Origin of the sequence: Bradyrhizobium sp. STM 3561, from assembly GCF_045571455.1 — a bacterium.
In the GTDB taxonomy this organism is placed as follows: domain Bacteria; phylum Pseudomonadota; class Alphaproteobacteria; order Rhizobiales; family Xanthobacteraceae; genus Bradyrhizobium; species Bradyrhizobium vignae.
This window is the reverse complement of sequence record NZ_CP120695.1, coordinates 4,341,909-4,366,469: the sequence shown is the minus strand read 5'-3', so window position 1 is coordinate 4,366,469 and position 24,561 is coordinate 4,341,909. Positions and strand designations below refer to the sequence as shown.

21 protein-coding genes are annotated in these 24,561 nt (G+C 64.0%); 4 read left to right on the top strand and 17 right to left on the bottom strand.

Annotated features, from left to right (window positions below; translation table 11 throughout):
- Positions 1-160: 160 nt before the first annotated feature.
- From P6U28_RS20785 to P6U28_RS20775, 3 genes are all read right to left on the bottom strand, one after another.
- Positions 161-1,732: an AAA family ATPase gene (locus tag P6U28_RS20785; RefSeq protein ID WP_407119746.1), complete on the bottom strand. Its 1,572-nt coding sequence runs from the start codon at positions 1,730-1,732 to the stop codon at positions 161-163.
- 173 nt (positions 1,733-1,905) lie between these two features.
- Positions 1,906-2,826: a hypothetical protein gene (locus P6U28_RS20780; protein ID WP_407119745.1), complete on the bottom strand. Its 921-nt coding sequence runs from the start codon at positions 2,824-2,826 to the stop codon at positions 1,906-1,908.
- Between the two features lie 172 nt (positions 2,827-2,998).
- Positions 2,999-3,166, bottom strand: a complete 168-nt coding sequence (locus tag P6U28_RS20775) for a hypothetical protein (protein WP_160118811.1) — start codon at positions 3,164-3,166, stop codon at positions 2,999-3,001.
- Positions 3,167-3,624: 458 nt separating this feature from the next.
- Here P6U28_RS20775 and P6U28_RS20770 point away from each other — a divergent pair, with 458 nt between their 5' ends.
- The gene (locus P6U28_RS20770; RefSeq protein ID WP_209295676.1) at positions 3,625-4,599 is read left to right on the top strand and encodes a tripartite tricarboxylate transporter substrate binding protein; all 975 of its coding nucleotides are present in this window, start codon (positions 3,625-3,627) and stop codon (positions 4,597-4,599) included.
- A gap of 137 nt (positions 4,600-4,736) precedes the next feature.
- Here the strand turns inward: P6U28_RS20770 and P6U28_RS20765 are convergent, their stop codons facing one another.
- Complete coding sequence (locus P6U28_RS20765; protein WP_122402735.1) at positions 4,737-5,735, bottom strand: IS110 family transposase; 999 nt, start codon at positions 5,733-5,735, stop codon at positions 4,737-4,739.
- Positions 5,736-6,120: 385 nt separating this feature from the next.
- Between P6U28_RS20765 and P6U28_RS20760 the strand changes: the two genes are divergently transcribed.
- Together P6U28_RS20760 and P6U28_RS20755 are read left to right on the top strand one after the other, a co-directional pair.
- Positions 6,121-6,663, top strand: coding sequence for a tripartite tricarboxylate transporter TctB family protein (locus P6U28_RS20760; protein ID WP_162500196.1), 543 nt, complete (start codon positions 6,121-6,123; stop codon positions 6,661-6,663).
- A 13-nt stretch (positions 6,664-6,676) separates the two neighbouring features.
- Positions 6,677-8,194, top strand: coding sequence for a tripartite tricarboxylate transporter permease (locus P6U28_RS20755; RefSeq protein WP_407119744.1), 1,518 nt, complete (start codon positions 6,677-6,679; stop codon positions 8,192-8,194).
- Positions 8,195-8,324: 130 nt separating this feature from the next.
- On the opposite strand, the gene P6U28_RS20750 is transcribed toward P6U28_RS20755, so the two are convergent.
- A complete protein-coding gene (locus P6U28_RS20750) occupies positions 8,325-9,518 on the bottom strand; it encodes a CaiB/BaiF CoA-transferase family protein (protein ID WP_209295631.1) in 1,194 nt (397 codons plus the stop codon).
- 144 nt (positions 9,519-9,662) lie between these two features.
- A complete protein-coding gene (locus tag P6U28_RS20745) occupies positions 9,663-9,887 on the bottom strand; it encodes a hypothetical protein (RefSeq protein WP_407119743.1) in 225 nt (74 codons plus the stop codon).
- 270 nt (positions 9,888-10,157) lie between these two features.
- Here P6U28_RS20745 and P6U28_RS20740 point away from each other — a divergent pair, with 270 nt between their 5' ends.
- Positions 10,158-12,737, top strand: a complete 2,580-nt coding sequence (locus P6U28_RS20740) for a M10 family metallopeptidase C-terminal domain-containing protein (RefSeq protein ID WP_407119742.1) — start codon at positions 10,158-10,160, stop codon at positions 12,735-12,737.
- Between the two features lie 107 nt (positions 12,738-12,844).
- Here the strand turns inward: P6U28_RS20740 and P6U28_RS20735 are convergent, their stop codons facing one another.
- From P6U28_RS20735 to P6U28_RS20685, 11 genes are all read right to left on the bottom strand, one after another.
- Positions 12,845-13,807 (bottom strand): UDP-glucuronic acid decarboxylase family protein, encoded by a 963-nt coding sequence (locus P6U28_RS20735; RefSeq protein WP_407119741.1) that lies wholly within the window; start codon positions 13,805-13,807, stop codon positions 12,845-12,847.
- A 161-nt stretch (positions 13,808-13,968) separates the two neighbouring features.
- Positions 13,969-14,718 carry a glycosyltransferase family 2 protein gene (locus tag P6U28_RS20730; RefSeq protein ID WP_407119740.1) on the bottom strand — a complete coding sequence of 250 codons (750 nt, stop codon included), beginning with the start codon at positions 14,716-14,718 and terminating at the stop codon, positions 13,969-13,971.
- Between the two features lie 11 nt (positions 14,719-14,729).
- On the bottom strand, positions 14,730-16,133 hold the full coding sequence (locus P6U28_RS20725) for a capsule biosynthesis protein (protein ID WP_407119739.1): 1,404 nt from the start codon (positions 16,131-16,133) through the stop codon (positions 14,730-14,732).
- A 3-nt stretch (positions 16,134-16,136) separates the two neighbouring features.
- Complete coding sequence (locus P6U28_RS20720; protein ID WP_407119738.1) at positions 16,137-17,525, bottom strand: surface carbohydrate biosynthesis protein; 1,389 nt, start codon at positions 17,523-17,525, stop codon at positions 16,137-16,139.
- Positions 17,526-17,550: 25 nt separating this feature from the next.
- Positions 17,551-18,483 carry a hypothetical protein gene (locus P6U28_RS20715; protein ID WP_407119737.1) on the bottom strand — a complete coding sequence of 311 codons (933 nt, stop codon included), beginning with the start codon at positions 18,481-18,483 and terminating at the stop codon, positions 17,551-17,553.
- Positions 18,480-19,370, bottom strand: coding sequence for a class I SAM-dependent methyltransferase (locus tag P6U28_RS20710; RefSeq protein WP_407119736.1), 891 nt, complete (start codon positions 19,368-19,370; stop codon positions 18,480-18,482). Before P6U28_RS20710 ends, P6U28_RS20715 begins: the two co-directional genes overlap by 4 nt.
- The gene (locus P6U28_RS20705; RefSeq protein WP_407119735.1) at positions 19,371-20,894 is read right to left on the bottom strand and encodes a lipopolysaccharide biosynthesis protein; all 1,524 of its coding nucleotides are present in this window, start codon (positions 20,892-20,894) and stop codon (positions 19,371-19,373) included.
- Between the two features lie 10 nt (positions 20,895-20,904).
- Complete coding sequence (locus P6U28_RS20700) at positions 20,905-21,726, bottom strand: SDR family oxidoreductase (protein WP_407119734.1); 822 nt, start codon at positions 21,724-21,726, stop codon at positions 20,905-20,907.
- Positions 21,727-21,739: 13 nt separating this feature from the next.
- Positions 21,740-22,441: an acylneuraminate cytidylyltransferase family protein gene (locus P6U28_RS20695; RefSeq protein WP_407119733.1), complete on the bottom strand. Its 702-nt coding sequence runs from the start codon at positions 22,439-22,441 to the stop codon at positions 21,740-21,742.
- The gene (locus P6U28_RS20690) at positions 22,438-23,346 is read right to left on the bottom strand and encodes a Gfo/Idh/MocA family protein (protein ID WP_407119732.1); all 909 of its coding nucleotides are present in this window, start codon (positions 23,344-23,346) and stop codon (positions 22,438-22,440) included. Before P6U28_RS20690 ends, P6U28_RS20695 begins: the two co-directional genes overlap by 4 nt.
- Positions 23,343-24,392, bottom strand: a complete 1,050-nt coding sequence (locus tag P6U28_RS20685; protein ID WP_407119731.1) for a nucleotidyltransferase family protein — start codon at positions 24,390-24,392, stop codon at positions 23,343-23,345. Before P6U28_RS20685 ends, P6U28_RS20690 begins: the two co-directional genes overlap by 4 nt.
- Positions 24,393-24,561 lie beyond the last annotated feature (169 nt).

The following is a 24,561-nucleotide window of genomic DNA, read 5'->3' as shown; positions in this document are numbered from 1 at the left end:
CAGGGCTGGGCTGGCGAGAACACTCGTGTCCAGTGCGGGAGCCAAGATCGCTCGGGCGCTACCGATGCTGGGCCGCTGTCGGCGCGAGACGCACGCGAGCGCAACCTGCGCCACAAATAATGTGCATCGGCAGGACCGTCTCGCGATCGAACAACATCGCTCAGTTGCGGGCGGCCCAAGCGTCATGCTCGCGCATCACGACCTCCACGACCCGGCGCAAGCGGCGGACCGAGCCGCCATGCCAGTGGCGGGCAATAGCCTGCTTCTCCGCCGTCGTGAACGGAATCATCCAGCGACGGTCGAGACCACGATCACGCAAGATGTCGGCGATCACGGCAGGCAGCAAGGCCTCGAGGTCCTCTGCGGCGGGCTTCGGAAATTCGATCTGCCGAAATCGGTCGCGCAACGGGGACGGCAGCGTGTCGGTGTGATTGGCGGTGGCGACGTAAGAAACATGGCGTAGGTCCAGCGTGGTCTGCAATGCGGGATCAGGGTATTGACGCGCGGTCTCCGACTCCAGGAACGCCAGCAGGCGATCGAACAGCCGGCCATAGTCGCGGCCAATCGCGGCCTTGTCGATTTCGTCGATGAGAATTCCGGGGTTGCCGTGGCCTGCACGCGCGATCGCCAACATGGGATGGCAGACCTGAGCGGTCGACCAGCGTCGGTCGGTGCCACCGAAGGCCGAGCCGTCGGCTGCCGTTGCGTCGGTGCGCCAACAGGATACGCCGAGATGATGAAACATGCGCTCCGCAAACCGCGTCTTCCCGGACCCCGGTTCGCCGCTCAACAGCAATGGATTTAGTCTCACCGTTGGCCGACCGACGAGATCGGCAAGGACAAAGTCGACGACGAGGGCCGCATACGGAAACTCGGCCAGCAGTGCTCGACGTACTTCGGAGAGAGGAGGCATGGCGACGAGGGGCAAGGCGATATTGATGACCTTACTCAGCGGCGCCATGATGTCCTTCAGCTTATGGCGCGAGACCTCTGCCGAATCTATTTGGGCGACCACAACCTGGCCGTTCGGCGCCGGCGCGTCGTCGGCTCGCGCGCCCTTCTCGGGAGCCACGGCGCGATCGGACTTGGTTCGTTCCACTCGTTCCCTGGCGGCGTGTGCCATGAGTTTCGCCGTGACGTCCTCAATCCGATACTTTGCCATCTGCGCGCCCAGAGCCGCCGCGGCGGTCGCGGCCGGAGTCTGGAAGGTTCTGGTGACGTCGTTCGCACAGACCGGCAAGGCTGCCCAGCCATAGGTCACCGCCTCTGCTTCGGCGGCGAGACGAAGAGGGCTGTCGTGGTCGAGCTTGCGCAGCGCGGCGAGCAAGGCTCTTGCAACACGTCGATGGTCCTCGATGAGAGCCTTGTCGCGGGGCAGCATCAGCGAGGTCAGCCGGATGCAATCGGCAAGACCCCGCAGCTCACTCTTGTCCTCGACGACGGAGCGGTGGTCGAGCTCCGCGGCGAGCCTGCTACCGGTGTCGGCATTGGGCATGTCCAGCCATGCGGCGGCCAACGGCAAGCCGGGACAGCTTTCCTCGATGTCGGCTGCAAGTCGCTGATAGACCGAATTGACGCCACGCGAGGCGAGCAGCCCATATCGCAGAATCCGCGGCAGCTTGGCGAGTTCGTCGTCGCTCGAGGCTGAATCCTCCGCCGCCCCTTCGATGAGATCCAGATCGAAAGCGGTGAACGTTATCTCGTCCGTATCGTCGGTCATCATCTTGTCCATGAATGCATCGCTGCAACCGGCCGGCGATCGGCCGCCCGATGTTTGTTGTGAAGGCCTCGCCAGGGGCGGAAGGCAACGCCCGGCGCCTCGGGCTCGATCGGCGGTGCGGTGCCGCCAGAAGCGCTGAGGCCCACGCCGCACGCTCTCGGGAGCGTGCGACGTCGACCTTCGTACTAGAGATGCATCAAGGGGCGCTGATTGGGGTCGATCGCCCGCCACTTCGAAGAATCGACGTGGGCACCGCACGCCACGGCGGCGGCGATCGCCATCGAGGGGAGGGCGACGTCGACGGTCAGGCGCATGCGATCGGAGGCTCCGGGGATCGGGCTCAAGACGCCGGCGTCGAACAATGCCGCGCGGCGGGCGCGGTTGACCGCGCTCGCGCTCGGATTCGTGGTGATGCGAATGTCCGAACCGGCCGCCACCACGAAGCGGTCGCCGGCGGGATAGCCGTGCGCCCACAGCGTGTCGTCGTAGCGAAGCTCGAACTCGCTGCCGCCGCGCGGCAGGTCGACACCGATTTCCATCGGGCCGGTCTCGTCCGCCTCGACGGTTTCGGATGCGGGAATCTCGGCGATCTGCTCGTGCGCGCCACTGAACGGTGAGGGTTCGAAAGCGGCGAGGCCGGCGTCGAACAGAAGGCGCTTGCTATCCTCCAGGATGCGCTCGAGAAGCGGAACGTCGAGCGGGTCGAGTTCGGGCAAGCGGGGCGGGCAACCCGCCATCACCTGCAATGCCCTGCCCGCCTTGGCGGCCTGCGTCAGCGTGTACTGCAGATAGACGGCCGTGTCCTTGGTGAAGCGGAACCCTTCGGCGCCCCGGACAACGAAGACCCGCTGCACGAACCCCTTCTGAGGATCGGCGGCATGTTCTCCCAACCGGCGGCCGAGATTGTTGGTCTCCCCGAGATAGATGCGCCCCGAGCCGACCATGGCGTAGAAGGCGGGGCAGGCAAGCTCGCTTGCGATGATGTCCGAAATCAGTGTCGACGGAAAATCGAGAACCCGGACATGGGCGGCGCGGTCGGTGACCTCGCGCACGTCGGCAATGCCGCCATAGGGCCGGTAGATGTGAGTGGTGCTGCGGGCCAGCACGGCCTTGCTCTTGAACAACGACATTGAAGAACTCCTGGGGCTTATGAAGATCCTGTCCGAACGGGGCAGCACGGCACTGGGCTCGGCTCGAACGAGCAGCGCCGTGCGGCCATGCCGCGACGGGGCGTCGCCGGCGTGCGGATCGCGGGGTCTGGGGTGAGTAGGGCGGGTGCTAGTTCAGGGGCGAAGCCAAGAGCATTGCCTCGTTCGCCGACTTGCAGCGCGCGAGCGCCGCGACAACCTGCTCCTCGGGGCCGCCCTGGCGGCCCTTGCGGCCGGGAACAGCAAGCTTGAAAGCGAAAACGATCGCCGAATCGGCGGTATAATGGCCATCAGCCATGATGGACTCCATAGTAGTCTGTTGTGGTCAGGCCGTCGTCCGGTGCTGCAACATCGGCGGCGGCCGCCTTCGCGTTTATTGCGGCGGCAGGACAAATGTAGAACGCGGATCTGAGAAAAGCCAGCTGCAATGGCATAAATTTTTAGCGGGATGGTTAACAGCGCTGGTTCGCTTGAACGCGGTTCTCCCTTGTCGAGAGTCTACGTGAGGGAAAGGAGCTATGGTTGAAGATCGTTTGTCTCGAGCCATCGTTTCGTTCTGACGAGAGAACTTTGTCCATGGACCCACTCTGCGCGCGTGGTCGTATCTGCGGGTGAACCGCGACTCCTGGCCTCAACAGCAGGTTCCGCCCAAAGTCACATTGCGCAACTGCCTGAACATGCCATTACTTGTCGAGGCAGAGACATGATGATTTTGTCGGCGATAGAACCACAGGGAAGAGACGCGTGCGAAAACTGATGATGGTCGCTTGCAGCGCAGGAGCGCTGTTGGCAGCTGCTCCCGCCTTCGCCGGCTGGGAGCCGACGAAGCCGGTCGAGATCGTGGTCGCCGCGGGCGCCGGTGGCGCCTCCGATCAGATGGCGCGGATGATGCAGGCCGCGATCCAGAAGAACAATCTGATGAAGCAGCCGATGGTCGTCTCGCTCAAGGGCGGCGCCTCGGGCGCGGAAGCGCTGATGTACATGAAATCCAGCGAGGGCGATCCGAACAAGGTGCTGATCGCCTATTCGCTGATCTACATGCTGCCGCTGTCGGCGAAGATTCCGTTCAACTGGCGTGAACTGACGCCGGTCTCCGTGGTCGCGCTCGACCAATTCGTGCTCTGGGACAACAGCGCAGGCCCCAAGACGGTGAAGGAATTCGTCGCGGCCGCGAAGGCGGCGAGTTCGCCATTCAAGATGGGCGGCACCGGCTCCAAGCGCGAGGATCACGTGCTCACCGTATTCCTGGAGCAGAAGACCGGCGCGAAATTCTCCTATTTGCCATACAAGTCGGGTGGCGAAGCCGCGACCCAGCTGGTCGGCAACCACACCGAAGCCAACGTCAACAATCCGTCCGAAAATCTCGAAGTCTGGCGCGCTGGCCAGGTGCGTCCGCTCTGCGTGTTCGACAAGGAGCGCATCTCCTACACGACGAAGGTGACGGACACCCAGTCCTGGGCTGACATCCCGACCTGCAAGGAGGAGGGCGTCGACGTGCAGTATCTGATGCTGCGCGCGATGTTCCTGCCCGGCAAGGTCACGGCCGAGCAGCAGGCGTTCTATGTCGATCTGTTCCACAAGGTGACGCAGACCGCCGAATACAAGGACTACATGGAGAAGCAGGCGCTGAAGCCGATCTTCCTCACCGGCAAGGATATGGTGCAGTTCCTCGAGGAGGACGATGCGCTGAACAAGTCGCTGATGACGGAAGCCGGTTTCGTCGCGAAGTAGTTGTCTTCTTCACCTCTCCCCGCTTGCGGGGAGCAACTGTGTTGAAGTAGCCCGGCGATCGGCCGGCCTCAAGGCTGGCGCTGGCGCGCCACCGCCTCCGGCGGCTTCCGGCCTTGACCCCGTCCGCTCGCCGGTCTTCAGGGCGTGCAAGCGCTCGGCGGAAGCCGAGCGGAGTTGCTCACTTCGTACCGGCCGGCGTCCCATTTCTCGCCGCGTGCGATCATGACGTTCAGGATCACGATGAGCTTGCGCATGCAGGCGGTGAGCGCAACCTTCGGCTCCTTGCCTTTGGCGATCAGGCGATCGTAAAAGGCCTTGAGCACGGGGTTATGCCGGGTCGCGGCTCCCATGGACGCCATGTAGAAGACGTTGCGGACCTTGCGGCGTCCGCCCTGGATATGACGGACGCCCCGACGTTTGCCGCTGTCGTCGTCATAAGGCGCAGCACCCAGCAGGGCCGCGGCCACTTTGTTGCCTATCTGGCCGAGTTCCGGCATCGCCCCGATCAGTCCGGCGGATGTGCCCCCGGCAAGACCTGGTACGCTCTCGATGATCTCGGCGAGTTCGGCAAAACGCGGTGTGGTCTTGATCAGGGCTGCGATCGCTGCTTCCAGCTTGGCAATTTCGGCGGCGAGCCGCTTCAGCAGGCGATTTTGCATCTTCTGCACGACGTCAGGAGTGGAATGCTCCGTCCTGTTTCGCAAGCTCGTCTGCACGTCAATCAGAGCCTGGCGCGCACTCACGATCTGCGCCAGCTTCTCGCGTGCCGCATCGTAGGCTTGCCCCCTTGCCTCAATGAAGGTCTCGGCGAACCAGGCAATCATCTCCGCATCGATCGGATCGTTCTTGGCGAGCTGTCCAGCCGATTTGGCGAAGTTGCGCACCCGCTTTGGATCCACCACCAAGCCTTCGATACCATCCTGGCGTAGCACCTTGGCCCACTCCCGCTCATAACCACCGGAAGCCTCCATGGCGGCTTTGCCGACCTTGTGCTTGCGAAGCCAGCGGATCAGCGCTCGCCGACCTTCTGGGCTGCTCGCGAACGTCTGCCGTTGTGACAATGAGCGAATGCACACATCCACCTTGTCCTTGGCCACGTCGATGCCAGCGACAAGGACGTCGTTTTGTGCCATCATCTACTCCCTTCCTTGCTCGGTTCGGGCTCGAAGCCCATGCAACTGTTCGGGTTGAGGAAGACCACCGGATCTGTCCCTCGCTCCCCGACAGGCTCAAGGCCTTTGAGCACGAACGGGCTCAGATCCAGCGACGGGCGGTTTTGCGAGAACCGCCCGTTCGCACATTCTGGCAGATTTTCTGGACACAAGAGCATAGGTGGCCTAGGCGGCCATTCTCAAGGGGACGCCGAAGCGGAGCTTCGGCTATGTTGCATCGAAGATGCAATCCGGGTGAGGGGGACTCTCCGCGAGTCCAGCTTTCACCGTCCTCGTGGAGACTCCCCCTCACCCTAACCTCTCCCTTGCAAGCGGGAGAGGGATCAGCCGCAGCGTTTGTTGTTCGCCCATGTCCCAAACCGATATCGAAATCGTCGTCGACGATCCAACCGCGCCCGAAGACGACTCGCCCTCCATCGTCGCCTCCGGCACGATCGAGATCGTCGTCTGTCTCCTGCTGCTCGCGCTCGCCATCACGCTCGGCTACGACAATTGGCGCACCGGCGCGTCCTGGGATGCGACCGGGCCCGAGCCCGGCTATTTCCCGTTCTATCTCTCGGTCATCCTCGGCGCCGGCAGCCTCTACGGCCTGATCTCGGCGTTCCTCGCCCGGCGCTCCTCGCGCGAGACCTTCGTCACGCACGCGCAGGCCCGTCGCGTCATGGCGGTGTTCGTGCCGACGCTGCTGTTCTGCGTGGTGACGCAGTTCCTCGGCCTCTATGTCGCGAGCTTCCTCCTGATCGCGGGCTTCATGCGGCTCGTCGGAAAGATCGCGCTGTGGAAGTCGCTGCTCACAGCTTTCGTGTTCACGGCGATCATGTTCGTCACCTTCGATATCGCCTTCGACGTCATCATGCCGAAGGGACCGCTCGAAGCGGCCCTCGGCCGCTAGGCGGGCCCACGCGATGGAAGCTCTCGGTCTCCTGCTTCACGGCTTCGCCGTCCTGCTCACCTGGAAGACGCTCGTCCTGATGATGGTCGGGCTCGTGCTCGGCATCTTCGTCGGCGTGCTGCCGGGGCTCGGCGGTCCCAATGGCGTCGCGATCCTGTTGCCGCTCACCTTCACGATGGATCCGACCTCGGCGATCGTGATGCTGTCCTGCATCTATTGGGGCGCGCTGTTCGGCGGCGCCATCACCTCGATCCTGTTCAACATCCCCGGCGAAGCCTGGTCGGTCGCAACCACCTTCGACGGCTATCCGATGGCCCAGCAAGGCAGGGCGGCGGAGGCGCTGACGGCTGCGTTCACGTCCTCCTTCATCGGCTCGCTGGTCGCGGTGCTCCTGATCACCTTCCTCGCACCGATGATCTCGTCCTTCGCGCTGAAGTTCGGCCCGCCCGAGTTCTTCGCGGTGTATCTCTTGACCTTCTGCTCCTTCGTTGGTCTCGGGCGCGAGGCCAAGCACAAGACCGTCATCTCGATGTCGCTGGGCCTGCTGCTCGCCGGCATCGGCATGGATACGGTGTCCGGTAATCTGCGCATGACCTTCGGCTCGCCGGAGCTGCTCCGCGGCATCAACTTCCTTGTCGCCGTCATCGGCCTGTTCGGCATCAGCGAGATCCTGCTGACGATGGAGGAGCGGCTGGCGCTGCGGGGACACGCGGCGGGCATCTCGCTCCGCGTCGTGCTCGGCGTCTGGAAGGACCTGCCGAAATACTGGGTGACGCTGCTGCGCTCCTCCTTCATCGGCTGCTGGCTCGGCATCACCCCCGGAGGCGCGATCGCGGCGTCCTTCATGGGCTACAATCTGGCAAAACGCTTCGCAAAGGAGCCCGATAGCTTCGGCAAGGGCCGCATCGAGGGCGTGTTCGCGCCGGAGACCGCGGCGCATGCCTCCGGCACCTCGGCGCTGCTGCCGATGCTGGCGCTCGGCATTCCCGGCTCGGGCACTGCCGCGATCCTGCTCGGCGGCCTGATGGTGTGGGGGCTCAATCCGGGTCCGCTGCTGTTCGTCGAGCACAAGGACTTCGTCTGGGGCCTGATCGCCTCGATGTACCTCGGCAACGTCGTCGGCCTCGTGCTGGTGCTGACGACGGTGCCGATCTTCGCCTCGATCCTGCGCGTGCCGTTCGCCGCGGTGGCGCCGATGATCGTGGTGTCCTGCGCGATCGGCGCCTATGCGATCCAGAACGCGATGTTCGACATCTGGCTGATGCTGGGCTTCGGCGTCGTCGGCTACGTCTTCAAGAAGATCGGCATTCCGCTGGCGCCGTTCACGCTGGCGCTGGTGCTCGGCAACCGTGCGGAGGATGCGTTTCGCCTGTCGATGATCGGTTCGGGCGGGACTTTGAAGGTGTTCTGGTCGAATGGCCTGGTCGGCTCAATCACGACGCTGGCGATTCTGCTGCTGTTCTGGTCGGCGATCGACCGTTTGCTGGGACGCATCGGGTTCACACATGGGACCAGGGCGACATCCGCGTAGGATTTCGGAGTAATCCCTCCAGATATCAATAGCTTAGCTATGTGGTGGCATTTCGGTCGGGACACTACCTTGGCTTGGAAGCAAAGCCCGGCTCGCGCCGGGCTTTGTCGTTGCAGACGGTGCGTGAGGTTCACAGCACCTTGGCGTCGCGGAGCCTTGCGATCTCGTCCGCACTGAAGCCGAACTCCTTCAGCACCTCCTCGGTCTGCTCGCCGAATTCCGGCGGCCGCGCCACCATCCTGCTCGGCGTGCGCGACAGCGTCACGGGCTGCCCGACCAGGCGGATGTGCCGGCCTTCTTCGTTGGGCACGTCCTGCGCGATGCCGAGATGCTTGACCTGCGCGTCCTCGAACATCTGGTCGATGGCGTAGATCGGCCCGCAGGGCACGCCGGCCTCGTTGAGTTCGCGGACCCAGCTCTCGGTTGACTTCGTCATGGTGTGCCGCTCGATCTCGGCGTTGAGCGCGTCGCGGTTCTTCGAGCGTGCCGGCGCGGTCGCGTAGTCGGGATTGCTGACGAGTTCCGGCGCGCCGATCGCCTGCGCACAGCGCTCCCAGATCCGCCCGCCGGTGGTGGCGATGTTGATGTACCCGTCGGAAGTCTTGAACACGCCGGTCGGAATGCTGGTCGGATGGTTGTTGCCGGCCTGCTTTGCCACCTCCTTTTCCATTAGCCAGCGCGCGGCCTGGAAATCGAGCATGAAGATTTGGGCCTGCAGCAGCGAGGTTTGCACCCACTGGCCCTTGCCCGAGACCTCGCGTTCGAGCAGCGCGGTGAGGATGCCCATGGCGCAGAACAGGCCGGCGCTGAGGTCGGCGACGGGAATGCCGACCCGCATCGGGCCTTCGCCCGGCGCGCCGGTGATCGACATCAGCCCGCCCATGCCTTGCGCGATCTGATCGAAGCCCGGCCGCTTGTGGTAGGGGCCATCCTGGCCGAAGCCGGAGATGCTGCCATAGACGATGCGCGGGTTGATCGTGGCGAGGCTGTCATAATCGATGCCGAGCTTCTTCTTCACGTCGGGACGGAAATTCTCGACCACGACGTCGGCCTTGGCGACGAGGCGCTTGAACACGGCGAGCCCGCGCTCGTCCTTCAGGTTCAGCGTCATGGCCCGCTTGTTGCGGTGCAAATTCTGGAAGTCGGAACCCTGGCGCGGCCCACCCGGCTGCTCGCCGCCCGCATCCTCGGTCAGCGCGTCGATCTTGACGACGTTGGCGCCCCAGTCCGCGAGCTGCCGCACGCAGGTCGGGCCGGAGCGAACACGGGTCAGATCGAGCACGGTGAAGCGCGACAGGGCTTCCGAGGCATGCGGAAAAGGCATCGTGAAAGGCTCCGGGACAGATTGCGGAGCCACCATAGTGCCGAAACATCGGGCGGCAAGTCTGCCTCGACGCGGATGCCGGCTGTCGAAATGCAGGCCTGAGTGGGCCTCGCCCGGCGCAGGCTATTGCGCTTGCGCAAGGGATCAGCGCGACAGGCGCTTCAGCTCGGCACGCGCCTGCTCGGCCAGGGGGTCGTCGCCGTGGCGCGCTATGAAGAGTTCGAAAGCCTGCCGCGTTCCCGTCCGGCGGGCGGCTTCGAATTCCTCGGCCACCGCGACGGCAGGATCGCGGGCAATTGGCATGGAGGGGGCGCGTCCTGCCTTGGCGTTCGCATTGCCGCTTTCGTCCGCATTGGCTTTCGAGGCCATGACAGGTTGCTCTCCGATGGGCAGACGGTCCGGCCCGGCAAGCATCGCCAGGGCTCCAATCAGACCGGCCGAAAGTGGACCCAGTTTCATGGTTTCCTTTACGGAACAGACCACCGCCGCTGGTCCGTATCACTACGGGATTTGATGGCTAACAGGGCGTTACGGCCCGGCTGAGGGGTCGACGCCCAAGTTAAACCAAACGTATAACTCTCTAGCTAGAACCATACCCCAGCACAGCGAATCGCGCGATGCATTGCTCCGGAGAGTTCATTGGCCACCGCCGTTAATGTCAGTGCCACCAACAATGCGGAGATCGACGGCCTGCTGTCGGGCTACAAGTGGACCGGCACGATCAGCTACAGCTTTCCGGATTCGCCCAGCGACTACTCCAATCCTTACTACGGCGGCAGCAGCGAACCGAGCTCGACGGGTTTCGCCTCGGCGCCGACCCAGATGCAGGCGGCGATCAACTATGCGATCGGGCTGATCCGCGGCTACACCAACGCCACGATCCAGTACAACGGGACCGGAAGCGGCGACATCATGGTCGCGCAGTCCCCGTCGGCCAATCCGACCTCCTACGCCTACTACCCCGGCAACTATTCAGCGGGGGGCGATGTATGGTTCGGCACCCAGTACGACTACTCGCTGGCCAAGCTCGGCAATTACTATTTCACGACCGCGCTTCACGAACTCGGCCACGCCTTCGGCCTCAAGCACAGCCAGGAGACCGGCGGCCCCGCCAACGTCGCGGTACCGAGCGCGCATGATGACAGCGAATACACCGTCATGAGCTATCGCAGCTATGTCGGTGCGTCGACCACGAGCGGCTACACCAATGAATCGTATGGATATCCGCAGACCTATATGGCCAACGATATCCTCGCGCTGCAGACAATGTATGGCGCGAACTACACGACCCAGAGCGGCAATACGGTCTACACCTGGAATCCCACGACGGGCCAGGAGTTCATCAACGGCGTCGGGCAGCTCGCGCCTGGCGGCGGCGCAGGCGGCTCGGCCAACCGCATCTACGAGACGGTCTGGGACGGCGGCGGCGTCGATACCTACGATCTGTCGAACTACACGACGAACCTGAGCATCAATCTCAATCCCGGTGCGTCGTCGGTATTCTCCTCCGTGCAGCTGGCCTATCTCGGTGACGGCCACTACGCATCGGGCAACGTCTACAACGCCTATCTCTTTAATGGCGACTTGCGCTCCTACATCGACAACGCCACCGGCGGGTCCGGCAACGACACGATCATCGGCAACGCGATCGCCAACGTGCTGAACGGCGGCGCAGGCAACGATACGATCACCGGCGGTGGCGGCAACGACACCATCATCGGCGGCCCGGGCACGGACACCGCAGTGTATTCGGGCAGCCGGGCCAGTTATGCGGTTGCCTACAACACAACGACACAGACGTTCACGCTGACCGATCTGCGCAACGGCTCGCCAGACGGCACTGATACCCTCACCGGCGTCGAATATTTCCAGTTTGGGGATGGCACGGTCGCCAGCGCCAGTCTGACGACGACTGTGATCGAGACGTTCGGATCGACCAGCGTGGTCCTGTCCGGCGGCAATTACCACCTGAACAGCATCTCGACCGGCACCGGACCGATCCTGAAGTATGCGGGCTCCGCAGTGATCGCTGCGGATTGGGGTGTGTGGACGGTCATTGGTGCCGAGCAGGTATCGGGCGGCGGCTACGACGTGGTCTGGAAGAGTTCATCGAACGCCCATTATTCCGTGTGGAGCACTGACAGCAACGGCAACTTCCTGACCACACTGGCCGCGGCCCCCGAGGTGCTGGGGACCGATGCGTCCCTGCAGGCGCTGGAGCCGACGCTCCAGCAGGATCTCAACGGCGACGGCACGATTGGCGCCCCCGTCGTCAGTAACACCACGATCGAGGCGCTCGGATCGACCAGCGTGGTCCTGTCCGGCGGCAACTACCACCTGAACAGCATCGCGACCGGCACCGGACCTGTCCTGAAATATGCGGGGTCGGCGGTGATCGCGGCGAATTGGGGAGTGTGGACGGTCATTGGCGCCGAGCAGGTGTCGGGAGGCGGTTACGACGTCGTCTGGAAGAGTTCATCGAACGCGCATTATTCCGTGTGGAGCACCGACAGCAACGGCAACTTCGTGACCACACTGGCCGCGGCCCCCGAAGTGCTGGGGACCGATGCGTCCCTGCAGGCGCTGGAGCCGACGCTCCAGCAGGATCTCAACGGCGACGGCACGATTGGCGCCCCTGCCCTCAGTAGCACCACGATCGAGGCGCTCGGATCGACCAGCGTGGTCCTGTCCGGCGGCAACTACCACCTGAACAGCATCGCGACCGGCACCGGACCTGTGCTGAAGTATGCGGGGTCTGCTGTGATCGCGGCGGATTGGGGTGTTTGGACGGTCATTGGCGCCGAGCAGGTGTCGGGCGGCGGCTACGACGTCGTCTGGAAGAGCTCATCGAACGCGCATTATTCCGTCTGGAGCACGGACGCCAACGGAAACTTCCAGACCACCCTTGCGGCGGCCCCGGAAGTGCTCGGGTCCGATCCGTCTCTGAAAGCGCTGGAGCCGACACTCCATCAGGATCTCAATGGCGACGGCAGCGTCGGCGCCGCGCCGCTCGCTGCGGATGCTCTCGTGTTCAGGTTCGATGACGCATCACTGTCCAGCCCGCCGGAGGCGCCTGATCCGATGCCCGGCTGGGTTGGTGCGGAGGTCACGTCCGCGCCGTCGGTGCCTGAGGCGGTAGTGAACCAGGGTGCTCCCGTGCCGGTCAGCCCCGTTGACCTTCTCCACGAGCTGCACCACATCGGCTTGCTGCTCGCCTGACGCCGTCGCGGAGCCATCGAGTCCAGCCGCGATCGGGATTTCCCTGATGATGCCGGACGGCTCATGGCGGACAGGCTCGCCGCCGATGAGGGACCTTGCGAGCCGGATCAGGCGATCTCGAACGAGTGCTTGAAATAGGCGATGGTCTCCTTCAGGCCGTCCTCGAGCGCGATCTTCGGCTCCCAGTTCAGGACAGCCTTCGCCTTGGCGAGGTCGGGTTGGCGCTGACGCGGGTCGTCCTGCGGCAGCGGCTTGAACTCCAGCTTGGAACGCGAGCCCGTGAGTGCGATGACCGTCTCGGCGAGCTCGCGGATCGTGAACTCGGAATTGTTGCCGAGATTGATCGGGCCGGTGACGTCCTCCGCAGTCACCATCAACCGCATGATGGCCTCGACGAGGTCGTTGACATAGCAGAACGAGCGGGTCTGCTGGCCATCGCCGAAAATGGTGATCGGCTCGCCCTGGAGCGCCTGGACGATGAAGGACGACACCACGCGGCCGTCATTTGGCTGCATACGCGGGCCGTAGGTGTTGAAGATGCGCGCGACCTTGATCGGCAGGCCGTGCTGGCGCCAGTAGTCGAAGAACAGCGTCTCGGCGCAGCGCTTGCCCTCATCGTAGCAGGAACGGATGCCGATCGGATTGACGTTGCCCCAGTAATCCTCGGTCTGCGGATGGATCAGCGGATCGCCATAGACCTCGCTGGTCGAAGCCTGGAATATGCGCGCCTTGAGCCGTTTGGCGAGCCCCAGCATGTTGATGGCGCCGTGCACCGAAGTCTTGGTGGTCTGCACCGGATCGCGCTGGTAGTGGATCGGCGAGGCCGGGCAGGCCAGATTGAATATCGCGTCGACCTCGATGTAGAGCGGGAAGGTGACGTCGTGCCGGACGGCTTCGAACAGCGGATTTGCGATCAGATGCGCGATGTTGCGCCGGCTGCCGGTGAAATAATTGTCCGCGGATACCACCTCGGCGCCGGCATCGAGCAGTCGCTCGCACAAGTGCGATCCGATGAACCCAGCGCCCCCGGTCACGAGGATGCGGCTGTTCTTGTAGCTTTCAAACGGCATGATCGGTTCCAGATTGTCCGGCGGGAGCGGGGCTGAGTGGTATCGGCAACGGCCGGACTCGCCAATAGCCAAGTGGGTTTGGAGAGAGGTATTTGACTACCGCTACTGTGCATGGGGTTGTTTTCGCATTTTTTCCAGCCGGGGCAAGTGCTGCGGTGCGCCTAGAACTCCCGCCGCTTCAGCCACGCCCGCGCTCCCCAATTGGCGAAGCACCAGGCCGATCGGACCAAGGAGAGGTGCTCGACATTGCGGTAGATCTGCCAGACCCATTTGGCCGAGCGCATCGGGCGGCTGGAGACCGAGGAGCCCCTGACGCGGTAGCGAGCCAGATCCTCGTTGAGGCCGTATGCGGTGTGGCCGCGCTTGAGGATCGAGAGCCACAAGCAGAAATCGTCATAGCCCTCGTTCTTCATGGCGATAGGGCCCGCGATCTCTCGGTCGACCATCGCGGTCAGCGTCGCGATCGCGGTATTCTTCAGCAGCTGGCCATAGGTGAGCGAGGCCGGCACTTCGATCAGTCGTCCGGTGACGGTGGTGGCCTCGTTGATGCGGCGGAAAGCGGTGTAGGTGAGGGCGGCCTGCTTCGTCTTCGCGAAGGCGAGCTGCCGCTCCAGCTTCTCGGGCAGCCACAGATCGTCGCTGTCGAGGAAGGCGAGATAGCGGCCCTGCGCGGCATCGATCGACGCCTGGCGCGCGAGCGCCGGGCCGCCATTCCTGGCCTGCCGGATCAACTTGACACGCGGATCGCGCGCGCCGATGTCAGCGATGATCTCCGGCGTCTTGTCGGTCGAGCAGTCGTCGGCGATCAAAAGCTCCCAATCTGTGAAGGTCTGGCTCTGTACCGAACGGATCGTCTCCTCGATCAGGCCTTCGACGTTCCAGGATGGTGTGATGATCGAAACGAGCGGCATGATGGGTCCGTTCAGTTCACGCGGGCCGGCTCAGCGATTGCGGCACGCAAGGAGGCCGCAAACGTGTCGAGCAGTTTGGGATCGCTGACATAGAGCTCGCCCGGATAAGACCGCCGCCAGGCCGACTCGAAATACGGCGCGCCCTTGGCCGGATCGAACGGCCCGGCGGAGAGCGCCTCGCGCAACCGTGCGGGTACATCGGCCAGACGATCGACCGCATGGACCAGCGGGCAGGAGCGATAGAACGCATCGCCCATCACCACGACCGGCTTGCCGAGCAGCAGCGCTTCGGCACCCGACTTGCTGTTGACGGAGATGACGGCATCGGCGCGATTGAGCACGGTGTAATTGTTGGTCTGCGGCGCCAGCAGCACGAAATTGTCGAACCGGCGCGCCAGCTCGAACAGGCGGTCGGCAGAGATCGCGCCGATCTGGGCCGGGTGTTCCTTCACAACCAGCACATGCGAGTCCGGGATCGTCCGCAGCAGGAAGTCGACGGTCGCGACCTGGTCCAGATAGTCGGGCGAGCGCAGCGTCAGCGCCATGTCGGCCGGAACGTGAAACGGATAGTAGACGAAGGGCGCCTCGGGGATCGGCCTGTAGAGCTTGCGCAGCCGCGTCGCATTGAGCGCCATCGCGGCGTGCACCCGCGCATGGCGCAGATTGTGTCCGAACTCCTGGTGCTTGCCGAGCGCGAACTGGTCCCAGAGCTTTTCGACGAGACGGTTGGCGTTGCGCAGGTTCACGACCTTCTTGAAGGCCGCCGAATAATGATGCTGGTCCTTCTTGGGGATGACGATCGCCCGCTGCGTCAGCGTGTCGTCGAGATAGGCGCGCACTTCAGGCGAGACGGCGTCCGCCGGCGTCGGCATCACGTCGGGCGCGCCGAGCGTGTCGGGCGTGAAGTACATGCGGCCGCGAAAGAACGAAGGCTCGATGAACCAGTTGCGGATGTTGCGGCGCCTTGCGGCGTAGAAGCTCGCGAGCACCGAGAGAAAGCCGCCGAGCTCCTGCACCAGCTCGGCGCGCTTGTCTTGCCGCTCCAGCCGATCGAGCACCGTCTCCATCGCATTGGCATAGATCATGAAGCGCCGCCGCAGCGCGGCCGTATCGCGGATGCCGAAGGTGAAGCGCTCATGGCTGAACAGGAAATTGGTCCCGTCCAGCCCGTAGGCGGCGACGCGCGCATCGAATGCGCCGCGATCGTCGGGCGAGGAGCCGGTCTTGAGGCCCTCGCGGTACATGTTGGTGACCGGCACGCCTTCGGCGGCCGACATCTCGGCGCTGCGATCGTCGAAGGCGAGCAGCTCGACGTCGTCGCCGGCTGCGCGCAGCCGCTGCGCGACCGGAATCCAGAACCGCGTCTGGTATTCGGCGAGCGTGGTGATGAGGATGGTTCTTGCAGATGAGGCCATGGTCTATCGGGCGGGTTCGATGGCAATGCTCGCGAGCGGCAAGCCCGTCGTCGCGCAGTGCGCGCGCCGCGCGATGAATTGCGACGGGGTCGCGCGGTCATGAGTTGCGATACGCTGCAGCAGCGTCCTGACGAAGACCGGTTCGATCCGCTTGTCGCGCCGCGCGGGGTTGAACCGGCTGCGCAGCCGTTCGGTGACGGCCGACCCGAGCACGGCACTGGCCGTGCCCTTGACGACCTGGCCGAGGCTCGGCTTGTCGCGCGTGCCCTTCACGGTCGCCAGCAACGAGACGTAAGGCCGGCGCGAACTGCTTGCGCCGGTCAACACATCGGCGACCCGTTCGGCAGCCTGTCCGTCGTTGAGATGAAAGAAGGCCTCGATATCGGCGGCGTGGACGCGCGCGAAGTCGAAGGTCTCGGTCTCGCGCTCGATGTGATCGATCGCGCCGAGCAGCTCGTCGAACGAATTGACCGAGCGGCTCACGCGCGCGGGCAGCGCGGCGTGGCCGGCGGTGACCGGCGTGTTCAGATATTCGAGCTGGAGCGGAAGCTTTCCGAGCAGGACCGATTCGACCGCGGTGCCGCAATTGAGATGGACGACCGTGGCCGCATTGCGGATGCGGTCGAGCACGCTGCCGGTGCCGTCGATCACGACATTGGCATGGCGCGCGAGCGCGTTGCGATAAACGTCTTCGCTCTCGAAAGGATGCGGACGCACGAGAATGGTGCGGTCGGGCCGCGCGCCGGCGAGCCGGTCGATCTCGGCGAGGTAGTTGGTGAAGACCTGCTTCAGGTCCGCGATGAAGCGGTCGACATAGGCGCCATCCCAGCCGGCCCGCACCATCGCCTCGCGCTCGCCGCCCGGCTTGCCGGTAAAGCGTGAATTGACCAGCGGGAAGTTGGCGTTGACGAGCAGATAACCGCGCGGCTCGCTGTCAAGCAGCGTGCGCCAGCGTGGCGCCGCAAAATCGAAACGCGGGCATCCGGTGAGATGAAGCTGCTCCGGTTTCATGGTTCCCGCCGCCAGGAAGGCGTCGTGGAGCCGGCTGCCCCAGAAGAAATAGCCCGAGAGGATATCGGCGTAACCGCTGCTCCTGACGTGTGCGGCCATCGCCGGCGGCGAGTTGCCGCCCTTTTCTGCAAGCACGCCGCCTTCGGTATCGAGGACGTAAAGCGCAAGGCCTGCCTTGGCGAAGCTGCGCATCAGATCGAGATTGGCCGGGCGCGCATAGTTGACGACCAGCGCATCGAGTCCGAGCCGCGGCACGTCGACGGCCTGCTCGTACATCGGCACCAGCACGACCGAGACGCCGCGGCGCGCGAGTTGATAGCCGAGCATGACTGCGCCCGGCAGGTCACGCTTGGGGTGATCGACCACCAGGCCTATGCGCAAGATGTGAGCTCCCGGCAGGTCCGTATCAGAGCCGCATCACGGTGCGCTCGAGGTCGGTCAGGGCGCCGACCGCGCGGAACCGCGCCGGCGGTTCGGGATAGATGCGCGGTTGCTGGATATAAGTTGCCGTATACAGCAGGCGGCTGTGATCCGACTGGATCCGGCTCCCCATGTGCAGGCAGCGGGCGGTGTTGACGATGAAGGACGACAGGCGGGGCGCGATCATCTCCTTGACGGCGTCGGGGCCGGTCTTGGCGAACACCTGCGCGTCGCTCATGTGGCTTTTCAGCGTGTTGCGGAAGGGCTTCGACGGCCCGGCCGGAATGAAGGTGAACGGACCGTCGGCGGTGTTCTGCACGTCGGTCAGATAGATGAAGAGCTTGCAGACACGCTTGTCGTCATGATCGAGATGCCAGAGCTGGGAATAGCTGAGCGCCTGGTTCGGCGTCGGTTGCGACAATGTCAGCAGCACGTCCGACAATTGCGGTAGGTCGTGCATGAAGTCGCCGATGATGCGCAGCGCGGCCGGCTGCAGGGCGTAGCGCACGAAAGGATGGTCGGTCGCAAAGGCGCCGTTGACGAGGTCCTCATCCAGCAGGCTGACCCAGAATGACTTGTGGCCGAGCTGCTGCTTGTCGGAGAGTTCCTTCAGCCGGCTGACCTTGTTGTCCGCGACCGTCGCGACGGCTTCCGCGAGGTTGCGGTCCATCAGCGAGGAGACATCCGCGTAGCCGTCCTTGTCTAGCTTCCGGCTTGCCTCGCTCCATTCCGCTTTCGACGGAAGCTGATCGAGCAGGGCGACACGTTTGGCGCGGGCGCCCGGCTGCAGGGTCGTCAAGGCTGCCTTGGTGACCCAGCCGAGATCTGTCCGGTTGAAGTGCCACAACAGGCGGCGAAACTGGTTGACCTTCTGCTTCTTCGGAGCAGGTCGATCAGTCGTGGTGCCGATGGTTGTCATGTGGGCTCCCAGCAATACAAAAAACCATCATTGTGGATCGTCGGCGCGAACGGCATCCGTTCACGCGCCAGGATGCGGACCCGGCCCTCTCGCTCGTAATCGTCGAGCGTCGAGAACAGCTGCGTCTGGTAGTCGACCGAACGGATATAGAGGTAGCTGACGATATCTCGCGCGCTCGAGAGATTCAGCAGCTCCGTCGTCGGCTCGATGTTGATGACGCGCTTCGGCCTCGCAGCAATGATGTTGTCCACCACCTTGCGCACGCCATAAGGAATCTGCTCGATGCAAAAGTAGGTGAAAACGACCTTGTCCCTGATCGCTGCGTAGTTTGGGTCGCTGCCGTCGGTCAGGTCGATCCGGTCGAGCGATATCCGGTCCGACAGGTCATAATGCGCTGCGATCTCGCGACCCGCGGCGATTCCGTTCGGCGCGATGTCGAACCCGCGCAGCTTCCAGTCGGGGTGATTGAGGTGAAGGGAAAGCAGATTGATGCCGCAGCCTGCGCCGAGTTCGATGATCTCCGTGGCGCCACCTGTGTGCCGCGCGAGCAGATCGCCGAGGGCTCCGGCGCGATAGCGATAGTAGTCGTCGGCCGCGACCCTGCAAATCTGATTGTCCACCTTGCGAAGACCCCGCGCGGGATTCTTCGGTATCAGGAACTCGTCGATGCTGGCGGCCTTCGTCCAGGCCTTTTCGGACAGCATTCGCTGCCAATGCGTCAGATTGTACTCGGAATCGACGACGTCGGCAGTGCGCTTCACACGGCGCATGACGAGACGGCCAATGCTCCTTGCCGCGTCGATGGCATAAGTCGTAGCCTTGTCCGACAATGACGCCGGAGCGAAACCTGTGATGACGGCTGTCGTGTCTGTCGCGTGGATGTTCATTCAGCTGCTTTTGGACGTCAGTCCCATCAGTTGTCCGACTGCAGGAAATACAGTCCGGTGCCGCTTCTCGAGGACCAGAAAGTACTGGAGCACCCAGGTCACCAGACAGAAAACCATGGAACCGAGCGCGAGCTTTAGCACGCTGTCGAACCGAATGTAACCTGCAATTGTTGCTAGAAAAACGCTTGCCAGGAGAAGGATTGCGAACTGGGTTCCGATCACCTTCGCGAACTGATTGCGATCGAGCTCGAGTGCACTGCGCAACTCCCTCAGCTGCAAGGGCAGCATGGCGATGCTTCCGATGACCTGGCCAAGTATCAGGGCGCGTTCCGCGAACAAATGCAACGTCGCGGCGGAGACCGCCGCCCAGACCAGAAGCTGAATGGCCATCAGCCGGTTGAGCCGGGACTGTACCTCGGGCCGCGTCAGGAAGATCAGGCTGCCGATCGCCACGTATTGCGCGCAGATCGGAACCAGGAAGCTCAGGCCCATCCAGAACGCGTAGGGCGCCAGGAGTGGACCTATCCAGATGCTCATGATCTCGGGGGAGAGAATCGCGGTTGCTGCAAGGGGCGGCACCACGAACATCGGCATCATGACGAGGCCGAGGTCACCGAGGCGCTGGAACGATGACGCGCTGCCACGCTCGTCGAGGCGGCTGGCGACCGGAAGCAAGGCGGACGTCAGGAGGCTCACAACGACTTTGGAGACCCGCGACAAGCGCACCAGGGCGTCGTAGGTGCCGACAGCTTTGGGGCCGAACAGCAGTCCAACCAGGAACGGCTGAAGCGGGCCGGCGACGCCGCCCATCAGTTTGCCTTGCAGGAGCAGCAGGCAGCGATGCAGGAGGTCCTGCCGGATGTCCGTGGTCCACGGCAGCAATCGCACGTGTTTGCGCCGCAAGGCCACCAACGCCGCGATCCCGATCACGATAGCGCGGGCGGCGAGCGTGACGAGATAGACATATGCTACCACTTCAAAGCCTGCCGCCATCCACGAGGCCGCGAATGTCAGGCCGACATAGGCCGTCGTGGACGTGACCTCCGCCAAGCGGAGCAGGTTGTAGCGCTCAAAACCTTTTACGATGCCTTCCCACACCAGCGCCGGAACGAAGATCAAATTCGCGAGCGCCGTATAATGCATGATCCGAGTGAAAGCCTCCAGATGCGCGGCGTCAACCTTCATCACGATGACGAGCAGCGGCGTCGCGAGCCAGATGGTCGCGCTCAGGATCAAGGTGAGCGCGATGGAGGCCACACCGAGAAAAACGATCTGGCGGCCCGCCTGCTCCCAATTGCGATGCTCTCTCGCGCGCGCGACGACTTGCGTGGCAACCTCGGACAGACCGAGGTCCAGCACCGCCATCATTCCGCTGGGCAGCAGCAGCCGAGAGATCACGATGAGGCCGAACTCGGTCACTCCCCAGGTTCGAATGATCAGTGGAATGACCGCCAGCCCGAGCAAAGCGGCCACGCCGAAGGCAAGCGCCGAAATCACCGTGTTCTGGATCAGGCGCTTGATCATTGGGGTTTCGTTACCAGGCGCTCAGTCCGCCGTCGACGGCGATGTTCTGCCCAGTCACGTAGGACGCAGCGTCGGACACCAGAAACAGCATGGTCCCTACCATCTCGTCCGCGCGAGCCATGCGGCCGAGCGGGATACGGGCGCCATAGCGCGCCTTGAAGGTCTCGTTTTGCCCGCTCTCCACCCCGCCTGGGGTGAGCGTATTGACGCGAACGCCTTTCGCTGCCCAGTACGTCGCGAGGTGCTTGGTCAGGCCGATGACGCCGGCTTTGGACGCCGTGTAGACCGCGGGCGTGTTGATGGCGCGGCCGAGATATTCGGAGCCTTCGTAGATGCGCTGGTCGGGTGCCATCAGTCCGTAGATCGAGGCGGTTTGCACGATGGCGCCGTAGCCGCGCTCGGCCATCCGGCCGCCGAACACCTGCGCGACATTGAACATGCCGTCGAGATTGACCGCCATGATCTCGCGCCAGGTGTCCTGCGAAAACGTCTCGACGGGTGCGAAGAAGGCGTCCACATCGCGGGTCTTGCTCGCGGCGTTGTTGAGCAGGATCGAGACCGGTCCGAGATCGGCTTCGATCGCATCGGCCGTATTGCGCACCGCATCAGGATCGGTGATGTCGCAACCGTAGCCTCTGGCGCGGACGGCATGGCGTGAGACGACGTCGGTCGCCGCAGCATCGGTCGCGGCCTGATCGAGATCGACGATCGCGACATTGGCGCCGAACTCGGCAAGCCCCTCGGCAAAGCGACGTCCGAGGATGCCGCACCCGCCGGTGACGGCGGCAGTACGCCCGGTCAGATCGAACAGAGCCTTGAAGCTCGTGGTCATCGCTTGCGCCTCCTCAGGCCGGCAGTCGCTGGCGGAGCAACAGTTCCACCAACGTAAAATCGAGATCGGAATCGATGTCGATCGAACGCTCTTCCGGCATTTCGAACAGACGCGTGTCCGGATAGAACACCGCGGGCTGCTCCAGGAACGGCGCGACGCGCCAGACGTAGATCGACGCGTTCATGTCGAAGCAGCGTGGCGCATCCTGGCGTCGCGTGACCGGCGGATTGGTGGGTTTGGAGAGGCCAACGCTGCCGTCGGTCCGCTGCTCGACAAGATTGAAATATGGCGACCGTCGCGCCGGCGCCCCGGTAATGACATTGCGCGCGCCGCTCTCGCGCAGCAGCGCCACCGCCCCGCTGATGTCGGAGGCCAGCCTGAGTGGCGAGGTGACGTCGAGATCGACGAAGATCTCCGGCGTCTTGCCCGTTTGCGCAATCGCCTGCTCGAGGCAATGCCGGATCGCCGGCAGCTTCGGCGCGGTATCGGTCGCCATCTCGCCCGGGCGCTTGACCGCAATGTCGGCGCCCGCCTTCACCGCCGCATCGAGCAGGGCGTCCGAATCGCTGCTGAAGGCGATCGCATCGAACAGGCCGGTCTCGCGCGCCTGCGCGATGCTCCAGGCGAGCACGGGCCTGCCGAGGAGATCGCGCGCGTTCTTGCCGACGACCCCTTTCGAGCCGCCTCGCGCGCAGATGGTGCAGAGAAGACTCACGGCGACACCCAGGTCTTGGTGCGCAACGCGCGCTCGCTAGCGTCGATCAGATGCATGACGCCAAGGGCCTCTGGCAGCGAGCAGACCGGGCTCGCGCCACGCATTGCCGCGACATGCATGTCGCGGTAGCTCTGGTCGCGCTCGCTGGGGATCTCCGTTGCCTTGCCGTTGATCGTGAGACGGCCGCCGACGAAATCTGCCTCGATAGTGTCGTCGTCGACATTGACGCGAATGCGGCGGACGCCCTGACGGTCGAGATAGTCCATATGGACGTGGACCGATGGTGCCCGCTGCATATCGAGCAGCAGATCGAGGTGGTCGTCGACGTCGATGTCGCGAGCGCCGGAGGCGCCGCCGAGCGCGGCGACGCGATGCCATGGCCCGAACAGCCACAAGAGGTAGTCCAGTTCGTGGCTGAGATCCCGCAGCACGCCGCCTCCGGCATCAGCGGTGGCGGATGCGGTCGCGCGGTGATCGCGGTCCGGCCGCCAGTCCCTGATGTCCTGGCCGACATAGGCGCCGACCGTGATCACGTCTCGCCCGCGCAGTCTTTCGGCCAGCGCCGTCATCACGGGGTGAAAGCGGAGATTGTATCCGACGCTGACATGGGCAAACGGATATTTCGGGGGTGATGCAGGTGTTGCGAATAGCGGCTTTTCGACAAGGACTTTGCCGTGGAAGCCGCTCTGCGCGAGCTCTTGCAGATTGTCCGCATGGCGCGCCGTCTCGGTGGCGATCACCACGTAGTCCGGATGCGCCGCCGCCAGAGCCTGCGCGATCGATCCGTAATCGGCGCCTTCGCGCCGGCTGACCGTCGCGACCCGAACGCCGAGCTCGCGTAGGACGCGCGCATGCCTTGTGCCGATCGAGCCGAGGCCGACCACGAGTGCGGTTGTCGAGGTCACGGGAAGACCTCGTGAAACTCCGCATGCGCCTGCTCGAAATCCTCGAGGCGGCCGATGTCGAGCCAGTACTCGCGAATGGGATAGACCGCGACCCGTCCCCTGCCGGCGATCACGCGCTCCAGCACGGCAGGCATGTCGATGCTGATGCCGGGCCTGACATGGCTGAAGACGGACCTGCCGATCACATAGATGCCTGCGCTGACGAACCAGCTCTCGGTCGGCTTCTCGCGAATGGTCTGGAGAAAGCCCTCCGACGTCGAAACCACGCCATAGGGGACGTGCACCTTGTGCTCGCGAACGGCCATCGTCGCTTCCGCCGGCGTTCCGTTGTGGAAGTCGAGAAGCGCGCCGTAGTTGATCGTGGTGAGGATGTCGCCGTTGGTGACGATCATCGGCAGATCCGGCGGTGTCGAAAACAGCCCGAGCGCACCGGCGGTGCCCAGCCGTTCGGTCTCGTGCACGTACTGGATGTTGGCGCCGAAGGCGGTGCCATCGGCAAAGTAGTCCTTGATCGTCTCGGCCTTGTAGTTGACCGAAATGAAGATGTTGCGAAAACCCTGCTGCACGACGTTGCGAACGATCGTCTCGAGCAGTGGCCGCCCGCCGACATTGAGCATCGGCTTCGGCACGTCGCGTGTGAGCGCGCCCAGGCGCTCGCCGAGGCCGCCCGCCATGATCAGTACGGGGTTCGGATAATGACGCGGTTCGAGCAGCTCATCGAGCGTCTCGACCACGACGAGATGGCCGCCCTCGTCGACAAGAGGGAGCTGCTTGATCGACCTCTGCCGCATCAAATGCAGGCGATCCTCGCGCGGCAAGGTGGCAGGGGCCGATACCGGCGTCCGGTTCATGATGTCGGTCGCAAGTCCGGTGAGGGCGATGCCGCGCAGCAGTCCGCGTCTGACGTCGCCGTCGGTGACCGCGCCGAGCAACCGGTTCTGGTCGTCGAGCACCAGCGCAATCTGGATGCTTCCGCTCTCGATCGCGGCAATGGCGTCGCCCACGGTCGCCTGGGTACCGACGACGGCTTTGCGCCAGGATTTCATGGCAATCTGCCTCGCATACGCCAGATATTGGGGGTGGCCCACCGCTGAGCCTGCTATATCGCGGCTGCGAGAGGCGGCGTCAACCCCGCCATGGGATCCTGCGTAGCCCTTGTTAATTCTCGCGTTTTCGGTCCGGTCCGGCGGTTTGTGGGAACGCGCCGCGGTCGCT

What these genes read in the sequence shown, in the direction of transcription:
- P6U28_RS20785 (WP_407119746.1), bottom strand. Translation starts at nt 1,732, where the DNA reads ATGGACAAGATGATGACCGACGATACGGACGAGATAACGTTCACCGCT.
- P6U28_RS20710 (WP_407119736.1), bottom strand. Translation starts at nt 19,370, where the DNA reads ATGAACATCCACGCGACAGACACGACAGCCGTCATCACAGGTTTCGCT.
- P6U28_RS20735 (WP_407119741.1), bottom strand. Translation starts at nt 13,807, where the DNA reads ATGCCGTTTGAAAGCTACAAGAACAGCCGCATCCTCGTGACCGGGGGC.
- P6U28_RS20705 (WP_407119735.1), bottom strand. Translation starts at nt 20,894, where the DNA reads ATGATCAAGCGCCTGATCCAGAACACGGTGATTTCGGCGCTTGCCTTC.
- P6U28_RS20700 (WP_407119734.1), bottom strand. Translation starts at nt 21,726, where the DNA reads ATGACCACGAGCTTCAAGGCTCTGTTCGATCTGACCGGGCGTACTGCC.
- P6U28_RS20725 (WP_407119739.1), bottom strand. Translation starts at nt 16,133, where the DNA reads ATGGCCTCATCTGCAAGAACCATCCTCATCACCACGCTCGCCGAATAC.
- P6U28_RS20685 (WP_407119731.1), bottom strand. Translation starts at nt 24,392, where the DNA reads ATGAAATCCTGGCGCAAAGCCGTCGTCGGTACCCAGGCGACCGTGGGC.
- P6U28_RS20715 (WP_407119737.1), bottom strand. Translation starts at nt 18,483, where the DNA reads ATGACAACCATCGGCACCACGACTGATCGACCTGCTCCGAAGAAGCAG.
- P6U28_RS20730 (WP_407119740.1), bottom strand. Translation starts at nt 14,718, where the DNA reads ATGCCGCTCGTTTCGATCATCACACCATCCTGGAACGTCGAAGGCCTG.
- P6U28_RS20760 (WP_162500196.1), top strand. Translation starts at nt 6,121, where the DNA reads ATGTCCCAAACCGATATCGAAATCGTCGTCGACGATCCAACCGCGCCC.
- P6U28_RS20750 (WP_209295631.1), bottom strand. Translation starts at nt 9,518, where the DNA reads ATGCCTTTTCCGCATGCCTCGGAAGCCCTGTCGCGCTTCACCGTGCTC.
- P6U28_RS20775 (WP_160118811.1), bottom strand. Translation starts at nt 3,166, where the DNA reads ATGGCTGATGGCCATTATACCGCCGATTCGGCGATCGTTTTCGCTTTC.
- P6U28_RS20745 (WP_407119743.1), bottom strand. Translation starts at nt 9,887, where the DNA reads ATGGCCTCGAAAGCCAATGCGGACGAAAGCGGCAATGCGAACGCCAAG.
- P6U28_RS20765 (WP_122402735.1), bottom strand. Translation starts at nt 5,735, where the DNA reads ATGATGGCACAAAACGACGTCCTTGTCGCTGGCATCGACGTGGCCAAG.
- P6U28_RS20770 (WP_209295676.1), top strand. Translation starts at nt 3,625, where the DNA reads ATGATGGTCGCTTGCAGCGCAGGAGCGCTGTTGGCAGCTGCTCCCGCC.
- P6U28_RS20755 (WP_407119744.1), top strand. Translation starts at nt 6,677, where the DNA reads ATGGAAGCTCTCGGTCTCCTGCTTCACGGCTTCGCCGTCCTGCTCACC.